8 protein-coding genes and 1 pseudogene are annotated in these 8,761 nt (G+C 71.3%); 8 read left to right on the forward strand and 1 reads right to left on the reverse strand.

Going from position 1 to position 8,761, the window contains the following annotated elements; translation table 11 throughout:
• From AC1D12_RS16585 to AC1D12_RS16600, 4 genes are all read left to right on the forward strand, one after another.
• Positions 1 to 593: acyclic terpene utilization AtuA family protein (locus AC1D12_RS16585; RefSeq protein WP_477841609.1), on the forward strand; the 593-nt coding region annotated here is incomplete at its 5' end.
• A complete protein-coding gene (locus AC1D12_RS16590; protein WP_477827302.1) occupies positions 590 to 964 on the forward strand; it encodes an AtuA-related protein in 375 nt (124 codons plus the stop codon). The genes AC1D12_RS16585 and AC1D12_RS16590, both read left to right, overlap by 4 nt.
• Before the next feature lie 30 nt (positions 965 to 994).
• Complete coding sequence (locus tag AC1D12_RS16595; protein WP_477827303.1) at positions 995 to 1,975, forward strand: Bug family tripartite tricarboxylate transporter substrate binding protein; 981 nt, start codon at positions 995 to 997, stop codon at positions 1,973 to 1,975.
• A gap of 91 nt (positions 1,976 to 2,066) precedes the next feature.
• Entirely contained in the window at positions 2,067 to 4,190 is a 2,124-nt protein-coding gene (locus tag AC1D12_RS16600) for an alpha/beta hydrolase domain-containing protein (RefSeq protein WP_477841611.1), read from the forward strand.
• Positions 4,191 to 4,198: 8 nt separating this feature from the next.
• Here AC1D12_RS16600 and AC1D12_RS16605 read toward each other — a convergent pair whose 3' ends face one another.
• Complete coding sequence (locus AC1D12_RS16605) at positions 4,199 to 5,251, reverse strand: AraC family transcriptional regulator (RefSeq protein ID WP_477841613.1); 1,053 nt, start codon at positions 5,249 to 5,251, stop codon at positions 4,199 to 4,201.
• Positions 5,252 to 5,373: 122 nt separating this feature from the next.
• Here AC1D12_RS16605 and AC1D12_RS16610 point away from each other — a divergent pair, with 122 nt between their 5' ends.
• The 4 genes and pseudogenes from AC1D12_RS16610 to AC1D12_RS16625 all read left to right on the forward strand — a co-directional run.
• On the forward strand, positions 5,374 to 6,981 hold the full coding sequence (locus AC1D12_RS16610) for a carboxyl transferase domain-containing protein (RefSeq protein ID WP_477841615.1): 1,608 nt from the start codon (positions 5,374 to 5,376) through the stop codon (positions 6,979 to 6,981).
• Positions 6,982 to 6,991: 10 nt separating this feature from the next.
• Positions 6,992 to 7,780 (forward strand): enoyl-CoA hydratase/isomerase family protein, encoded by a 789-nt coding sequence (locus AC1D12_RS16615; protein ID WP_477841617.1) that lies wholly within the window; start codon positions 6,992 to 6,994, stop codon positions 7,778 to 7,780.
• Positions 7,781 to 7,787: 7 nt separating this feature from the next.
• Positions 7,788 to 8,408 carry a DUF4126 domain-containing protein gene (locus AC1D12_RS16620; protein ID WP_477841619.1) on the forward strand — a complete coding sequence of 207 codons (621 nt, stop codon included), beginning with the start codon at positions 7,788 to 7,790 and terminating at the stop codon, positions 8,406 to 8,408.
• Positions 8,409 to 8,434: 26 nt separating this feature from the next.
• A pseudogene (locus AC1D12_RS16625) lies at positions 8,435 to 8,761 on the forward strand (alpha/beta hydrolase family protein); the annotation flags it as partial.

Here is an 8,761-nt window from a genome sequence, read left to right on the forward strand (position 1 = left end):
CCGTGAAGGAGCAGCTGCTCTACGAGGTGCACGACCCCTTCGCCTACCTGACGCCCGACGTCGTGGCCGACATCGGCCAGGCGCAGGTGCGGCAGCTCGGCCCCGACCGTGTACGGCTCGACGGCGTGCGCGGCCATGCCCGACCGGCGCAGTTGAAGGTGAACGTGTGCCACGAGACCGGCTGGCTGGCCGAAGGCGAGATCTCGTACGCCGGCCCGCGGGCCGAGGCGCGCGCGCGGCTCGCGGCCGAGGTGCTGCGCGAGCGGCTGCACGGCCTGGGCACGCTGCGCGCCGACCTGATCGGCGTCAGCAGCGTGTTCGCCGACGACGCCGGCACCTGGAACGGCAGCGCCGGCCTGCACAACGACCGCGACGGCCGCGACGTGCGCCTGCGCGTGGCGCTGCAGCACGCAGAGCGCCGGCAGGCCGAGCGCCTCGCGCGCGAGGTGACGGCGCTGTACACCTGCGGCCCGGCCGGCGGCGGCGGCGTGCGCACCGCGCTGCGTCGCCGCCTGGGCATCGCGAGTTGCAGCGTGCCGCGCGAGCGCGTCGATGCAGGGTTCGCATTCCTGCCAACCGGAGAGGGCGCATGAGCGACGAGATGAACGTCGAGGTCCCGCTCTACCGCGCCGCGCATGCGCGCACCGGCGACAAGGGTGACCGCGCCAACATCAGCCTGATCGCCTGGCACCCGCAGCTGTGGCCGCTGCTGGTCGCGCAGATCGACGAAGACGCGGTGCGCCGCCAGTTCGCGCACCGCCGCCCGGGCCGCATCGTGCGCCACCTGCTGCCGCTGCTGCACGCGATGAACTTCGTGCTCGACGACGTGCTCGACGGCGGCGTCAACGGCTCGCTGAACCTCGATGGCCACGGCAAGGCGCTGTCCTTCCTGCTGCTGGAGCTGCCGCTGCGCGTGCCGCGCACGCTGCTGCCGCTGCTGGCCGGCCCGCCGCTCGATCGCTGACGAATCCAAGAACCACACCGGAGACAAACGATGAAGATGTACCGTTCCCTGCTCGCGGCCGCGCTGGCGCTCACGGCGCTCGCCGCCGTGCCGCTGCACGCGCAGGCCCAAGTCCAGTCTTGGCCGGCCAAGCCGATCACCTTCGTCGTGCCGTTCGCGGCCGGCAGCGCCACCGACCAGCTGGCGCGCGCGCTCGGCCAGTCGATCACCGTCGACACCAAGCAGGCGGTCGTCGTCGACAACAAGGCCGGCGCGAGCGGCATGCTGGCGGCGCAGAGCGTGGCGCGCGCTGCGCCCGATGGCTACACCGTGCTGATCACCACCAACACCACGCACGCGGCCAACGAGCACCTCTACAGGAAGCTGCCCTATGACCCGGTGAAGGATTTCGCGCCAGTCACCGGGCTCGGCAAGGGCGGGCAGGTGATGGTGGTGAACGCGAACTCGCCGTACAAGACGGTGGCCGACGTGATCGCCGCGGCGAAGCAGCAACCGGGCAAGCTGAGCTTCGGCAGCGGCAGCTCGTCCAGCCGCGTGGCCGGCGAGCTGTTCAAGCAGATGGCGCACGTCGACCTGCTGCACGTGCCGTACAAGAGCAACCCGCTCGCGATCACCGACCTGCTGGGCGGCCAGATCGACCTGATGATCACCGACACCTCCACCGGCGTGCCGCAGGTGAAGGCCGGCAAGCTGCGCGCGCTCGGCATCTCGACCGCGCAGCGCTCGCCGCTGCTGCCCGAGGTGCCGACGATCGACGAGGCCGGCGTGAAGGGCTACGACATGGGCTACTGGTTCGCGGCCTATGTGCCGGCCGGCACGCCGGCTGCGGTGGTGCAGCGGCTGCGCGAGCTGCTGGTGGCCGGCACCGGCAGCGCCGCGGCGAAGAGCTTCTTCGACGGCAGCGGCTCGGTGCCGTTCACGACCACCTCCGACGGGCTGGCCGCCTTCCAGGCCACCGAGACCCGGAAGTGGGGCAAGGTCATCCAGGCCGCCGGCATCGAACCCGAGTGATCCGGGCGCTTCGGCGCACCCACCCGCCTCCCTGCAGCGGGCGCCGCCAGAGCGCCCCGGGGCGGAGCCTTTTCAATCGACAGGAGACAACATGACACGCTTCGATTTCAAGCGGCTGGCGGCGCTCGCGCTGGCAGCCTCGCTGGGCGCCTGCGGCGGTGACGATGGCGGCGCGCCCGCCCCCGCGCCCACCACGCCGCAGGTCCACCTCGCCATCACGGCCACCGAGGACGTGGCCGGCAGCTGGGGCAGCGTCGGCGCCTACGAGAAGCTCAGCGGCACGCTGCGCGGCGAGGTCGATCCGAAGGACCCGCACAACGCCGTCATCCAGGACCTGGCGCTCGCGCCCGTCAATGCGCGCGGCATGGTCGAGTACCAGTCGGAGTTCGTGCTGCTCAAGCCGAAGGACATGGCGAAGGCCAGCGGCGTGCTGCGCTACGACGCGCCGAACCGCGGCAACATCCTGACGATGCCGAACCCGGCCGCGACGCCGAGCGATGCGGTGTTCTTCGAACGCGGCTACGTGCTGCTGTACGCGGCCTGGCAGGGCGATGTGCCGAAGAGCAGCGCCGCGCGGCTGACGCTCAGCGTGCCGGTGGCGGTCAACAAGGACGGCAGCAGCATCACCGGCAGCTACCGCAGCGAGTTGATTCCCGCCGCCGCGACGCCGGTGATGACGCTGCCGGGCGGCGTCTTCAACGGCACGATGATTCCCTACGCCCCGGCCAGCCTCGACAACAGCCTGCCGGGCTACTCGCTGACACGCCGCCTCAACGAGGGCGATGCCCGCGTGGCCATCCCTCCGGCCGACTGGAAGTTCGCCGACTGCGACAACGCGGCCAAGCCTTTTCCCGGCACGCCCGACGGCAGCAAGGTCTGCCTGAAGGGCGGCTTCGATCCGGCCTGGCTGTACGAGCTGGTCTACGTCGCGAAGGATCCGAAGGTGATGGGCGTCGGGCTGGCCGCGCTGCGCGACACGGTGAGCTTCCTGCGCCACCGGGCGGCCGATGCCGATGGCGTCGCCAACCCGCTGGCGGGCCGCATCACGCATGCCATCGGCCAGGGCACCTCGCAGTCGGGCAACGCGATGAAGACCTTCCTGCACCTGGGCTTCAACCAGGCGCTGGACGGCAGCAAGGTGTTCGACGGCATTTACGCGCACGTGGCCGCGCGCCAGACCAACATCAACACGCGCTTCGCGGTGCCGGGCGGCGGCGGCGCGATCCGCACCGACCACACCGCGTTCGGGCAGACGGCACCGCGCGCGCTCGACAAGGACGCGGTCGATCCGCTGACCGGCCGGCAGGGCGGGGTGATGACGCGCTGCGCGGCCAGCAACACCTGCCCGAAGTTCTTCCTCGGCCTGTCGGGCACCGAGTTCTGGCAGTTGCAGGGCTCGCCGGTGCTGACCGATGCCTGGGGCTTCCGCGACCTCGTGCAGCCGGACAACGCCCGCATCTACTACTACGCGAGCACGCAGCACGGCGGCGCCGGCGGCACCGCGAGCATCGCCTACGTGCCGGGCAACAGCGTCTACCCGCGTGGCACGGTGGCGCACCACAGCGACACCTTCCGCGCGCTGTTCATCGCACTGGAAGACTGGGTGGTGCGCGATGTCGCGCCGCCCGCCAGCCAGGTGCCGGCGCTGGCGGACGGCACGCTGGTGCGGCCGGAGCAGGTCGCCTTCCCGGCGATCAAGGGCGTGAGCTGGCCGGTGGCCGGCGTCGCGACGGCGGTGCCCGATTTCTCGTACCGCGGCTGGTTCAATGCGTACAAGGTGCTGGACTTCGGGCCGCAGTACGTGCCGCAGGACGAGAGCGGCATCGCGACGCAGTTGCCGCCGCTGGTGGGGGTCGACTACGCGATCCTGGTGCCGCAGGTGGACCCGTCCACCGGCATGTCGACCGCCGGCATCCGCGGCGTCGAGGTGCAGGCGCCGCTGGGCACGAGCATCGAGTTCAACTACGTGGCCACGCCGGGGGTCGTCGACCTGACGAGCCTGACCGGCAGCTACCTGCCGTTCCATGCGACGGAGGCGGCCCGGCTGGCGGCCGGCGACGGGCGGCCTTCGCTCGAGTCGCTGTACGGCAACCAGGCCGGCTACGTGGCGGCGGTGACGGCCGCGGCGAACCGGCTGGTGGCGCAGCGCTTCCTGTTGCAGCGGGATGCGGACCTGCGCATCCAGCAGGCCACCGCGACCACGGTGCTCCCGTAGCCCGGGTGCTAACCCGGGTTGCCACCCGGGCTGCGGAATTCGCGCGGCGACTTGCCGGTCCAGTGCTTGAATGCCCGCGCGAAGCTCTTCTCGTTGTCGAACCCGACCGCCTGGGCCACCTGCTTGACCGGCCGGTCGGTGCGCAGCAGCAGCTCGCTGGCCTGGTCGCGCCGCACCTCGTCCTTCACCGCCTGCAGCGTGACGCCCTCGTCCTTCAGCTGCCGGTGCAGGCTGCGCACCGACAGGTTCAGCGCCTGCGCCAGCAGGTCCGCGGTGCCGAAGCGCCGCGCATCCTGGCGCAGCAGCTCGCGCACGCGGCGTGCCAGCAGCCGGTCGCGCCGGTACGGCAGCACCGTCAGCGGCAAGGCCCGTTGCAGCATCGCCTGCAGCGCGCGCTCGTCGCGCCGCAGCGGCATCGCCAGGTCCTGCGCATCGAAGCTGAAGCCGGCCTGCGGCGCATCGAACTGCACCGGACCGGGGAACAGCACCGGGTAGACGTCGCGGTGCGGCGGCGCCGCGAACGGGAAGCGTGCATCGCGCAACGCGATCCGCGAGTCGATCGCCCAGCACGCGAAGCCGTGCAGGTAGCGCAGGCTGGTGACGAGGCAGAACTCGCGCAGTGCGCCGAAGCGGCGGTGCTCGTCAATGGTCACGGTGGCGAGCGGGCCGTCCACCGTCAACTCGAGCACCAGGTCGTCGGTCAGCAGCCGGTGGTGGCGGCACCAGCGTTTCAGCGCGACACCGAGCGTCGGCGCGGTGATTGACGCGCGGCACAGCATGCCGTAGCTGCCCCACGGCAGCTTGCGCGAGAACCAGCCGAGCGCTTCGTCATCGAGCTCCTGCATCGCGAAGGCGCACAGCGCCTCCATCTGCGCCGCGGTGATGCGGGCTTCGCTGCGCCGCAATTCGGCTGGCGTGATTTGTGCCTGCTGCAGCGCGCCGCGCGGATCGACGCCGTAGCGCTCGTAGGCCAGCACCACGGCCCGCACGAAGGCCATCGGGGTGGCCGCAGTGCGGCTGCCGCGCAGCGGGGCGGCAACGGACGAGGAGGAGCGGGGCATGCCGGCAAGTCTGGCACGAATTGCAACCTCCATGGCCGCCGATGCGGCCCGCGGCTGCGTATGCTGCGCAGGCCTAGACTTCGCCCAGCGCGGCACCGCCGACCGCGCGCCCAGGAGACCTCATGCCCGCCCTCGCGTCCAAGCTCAGCCCCCGTTCGGAAGACTTCAAGGCCAATGCCGCGGCGATGCGCGTGCTGGTCGACGACCTGAACGCGAAGCTGGCGCGCATCGCGCAGGGCGGCGGCGACGGCCCCCGCGCCAAGCACGTCGCGCGCGGCAAGCTGCTGCCGCGCGACCGCGTCGAGATGCTGCTCGACCCCGACACGCCCTTCCTCGAAGTGGCGCCGCTGGCCGCGCTCGGCATGTACAACGACGACGCGCCGGGCGCCGGGCTGATCGCCGGCATCGGCCGCGTCTCGGGCGTCGACTGCATGATCGTCTGCAACGACGCGACGGTGAAGGGCGGCACCTACTACCCGATGACGGTCAAGAAGCACCTGCGCGCGCAGGAGATCGCGCAGGCCAACCGGCTGCCGTGCATCTACCTGGTCGACAGCGGCGGCGCCAACCTGCCGAACCAGGACGAGGTCTTTCCCGACCGCGACCACTTCGGCCGCATCTTCTTCAACCAGGCGCAGATGAGTGCGCAGGGCATTCCGCAGATCGCCGTCGTGATGGGCTCGTGCACCGCCGGCGGCGCCTACGTGCCGGCGATGAGCGACGAATCGATCATCGTGAAGAACCAGGGCACGATCTTCCTGGCCGGCCCGCCGCTGGTGAAGGCGGCCATCGGCGAGGTCGTCAGCGCCGAGGACCTGGGCGGCGGCGACGTGCACACGCGCCTGTCCGGCGTGGCCGATCACCTGGCGCAGAACGACACGCATGCGCTCGCGATCGCGCGCACCGCGGTCGCCCACCTGAACTGGCGCAAGGATCCGGCACTGCGCTGCATCGCGCCGCGCGCGCCGCTGTTCGATGCGGCCGAGCTGCACGGTGTCATTCCCACCGACACGCGCAAGCCGTTCGACGTGCGCGAGATCATCGCGCGCATCGTCGATGCGAGCGAGTTCGAGGAGTTCAAGGCGCGCTACGGCACGACGCTGGTCACCGGCTTCGCGCACATCGACGGCATGCCGGTGGGCATCGTCGCGAACAACGGCGTGCTGTTCTCCGAATCGGCGCAGAAGGGCGCGCACTTCATCGAGCTGTGCTGCCAGCGCAAGGTGCCGCTGGTGTTYCTGCAGAACATCACCGGCTTCATGGTGGGCCGCAARTACGAGGCCGAGGGCATYGCCAAGCACGGCGCSAAGATGGTGACGGCGGTGTCGACCGCGCAGGTGCCCAARTTCACCGTGATCATYGGCGGCAGCTWCGGCGCCGGCAACTACGGCATGTGCGGCCGCGCGTTCGACCCCCGGTTGCTGTGGATGTGGCCGAACGCGCGCATCTCGGTGATGGGTGGCGAGCAGGCCGCGAGCGTGCTGGCCACCGTGCGACGCGACGGCATCGAGGCCAAGGGCGGCAGCTGGAGCGCCGAGCAGGAGGCCGCCTTCAAGCAGCCGGTGCTCGACCAGTTCGAACACCAGGCGCACCCGTACTACGCGAGCGCGCGGCTGTGGGACGACGGCGTGATCGACCCGGCCGACACGCGCCGCGTGCTGTCGCTCGCGATCAGCGCGAGCCTGAACGCACCGATCCCCGACGTGAAGTTCGGCGTGTTCCGGATGTGAGGGCGCCACGATGACCACCACCCTCGACATCCGCCGCGACGGCCCGGTCGCCCGCGTCTGGCTGAACCGCCCCGACGTGCGCAACGCCTTCAACGATGGCGTGATCGCCGAGTTGCGCGAGACCTTCACCGCGCTCGGCGCCGACGCCGACCTGCGCGCCATCGTCCTCGGCGGCCACGGCAAGGCCTTCTGCGCCGGCGCCGACCTGGCGTGGATGCGCGCGATGGCCGACTACAGCTGGGAGCAGAACCGTGCCGATGCGCAGGCCCTGGCCGACATGCTGTGGGCGATCTACAGCTGCCCGGTGCCGGTGGTCGGCCGCATCCACGGCGACTGCTATGCCGGCGGTGTCGGGCTGGCCGCGGTGTGCGACGTGCTGGTGGCGTCCGACGCGGCGGCCTTCTGCCTCAGCGAGGCCAGGCTGGGCCTGCTGCCCGGCACCATCAGCCCCTACGTGATCCGCGCGCTGGGCGAGCAGGCCTCGCGGCGCTACATGGTGACGGCCGAGCGCTTCACGGCGACGCAGGCGCAGGCGCTCGGCTTCGTGCATGAGGTCTGCGTCGCCGACGCGCTGGACGCCCAGGTCGACGAGATCGTTGCGGCACTGGCCGCCAACGGCCCGATGGCGGCGCGTGCCTGCAAGCGGCTGGTGCAGGACATCGCCGGCCAGCCGATCAGCGCGGCCTTGCGCGAAGACACCGCGCGCCGCATCGCCGACATCCGCGCGAGCGACGAGGGCCGCGAGGGCGTGCAGGCCTTCCTGGCCAAGCGCAAGCCCGCGTGGCTGGAGCCGGGCTGACCCCGCCATGAACCTCGACACGCCGCAACTGCTCGCGATCGCCGCCGCGCTCGGCTGGGCCAGCGGGCTGCGCCTGTATGCGGTGCTGTTCCTGACCGGTGCGGCCGGCGCGCTGGGCTGGATCGAGTTGCCGCACGGGCTGCGCCTGCTGCAGCATCCGCTGATGCTGGGCGCGAGCGGGGTGATGCTGTGCGTCGAGTTCTTCGCTGACAAGATGCCCGGCGTCGACAGCCTGTGGGACGTGCTGCACACCGTGCTGCGCATCCCGGCCGGCGCGGCGCTGGCTGCCGCGGTGTTCGGCGCCGACCAGGCCACGTGGGCGACGATCGCGGCGGTGCTGGGTGGCGGGCTGGCGGCCAGCAGCCACGTCGCGAAGGCCACCACGCGCGCGGCCGCCAACACCTCGCCGGAGCCGTTCTCGAACATCGGCCTGTCGCTGCTCGGCGACGGGTTGGTGCCGGCGGTGCTGTGGTTGTCGTGGACGCATCCGCTGGTGTTGGCGGGGTTCCTGGTGCTCGCGCTTGCGGTGTCGGCGGTGCTGGTGTGGATGCTGGCGAAATTCCTGCGGCAGCTGGTGCGCCGCTTTTCTGCCATGTCGCGTGGCGCCGCCGTCAGGGAGAGATCTTGAAAGCAGACTGGACATCGGCTTCGGCCATGGCACGCCTTGCAGCCGTGCTGTTGCTCGGCCTGTGGGGTGCCGGGGCTGGCGCGCAGGCGCAGGCCCCTGACGAGGCGGCCGTGCTGAAGGACCTGCGCGAACAGACGCAGTTCATCAGCGTCACCGTGACCGACCTGTACGGCAAGCAGCAGACGCGGCAGATCCCGGTGATGATCTTTCGCCCGGCAGGCGACGGGCCGTTTCCGCTGGTCATCATGAACCACGGCCGCGCGACGGCCGAGAAGCGATCGGCGCAAGGCCGCCAGCGCTACGAGTGGCTGTCGCGCTACCTCGTCGGCAAGGGGTTCGCGGTGCTGCTGCCG

Source organism: Rhizobacter sp. P1_G5 (assembly GCF_056405435.1).

What these genes read in the sequence shown, in the direction of transcription:
- AC1D12_RS16620 (WP_477841619.1), top strand. Translation starts at nt 7,788, where the DNA reads ATGAACCTCGACACGCCGCAACTGCTCGCGATCGCCGCCGCGCTCGGC.
- AC1D12_RS16595 (WP_477827303.1), top strand. Translation starts at nt 995, where the DNA reads ATGAAGATGTACCGTTCCCTGCTCGCGGCCGCGCTGGCGCTCACGGCG.
- AC1D12_RS16590 (WP_477827302.1), top strand. Translation starts at nt 590, where the DNA reads ATGAGCGACGAGATGAACGTCGAGGTCCCGCTCTACCGCGCCGCGCAT.
- AC1D12_RS16605 (WP_477841613.1), bottom strand. Translation starts at nt 5,251, where the DNA reads ATGCCCCGCTCCTCCTCGTCCGTTGCCGCCCCGCTGCGCGGCAGCCGC.
- AC1D12_RS16615 (WP_477841617.1), top strand. Translation starts at nt 6,992, where the DNA reads ATGACCACCACCCTCGACATCCGCCGCGACGGCCCGGTCGCCCGCGTC.
- AC1D12_RS16600 (WP_477841611.1), top strand. Translation starts at nt 2,067, where the DNA reads ATGACACGCTTCGATTTCAAGCGGCTGGCGGCGCTCGCGCTGGCAGCC.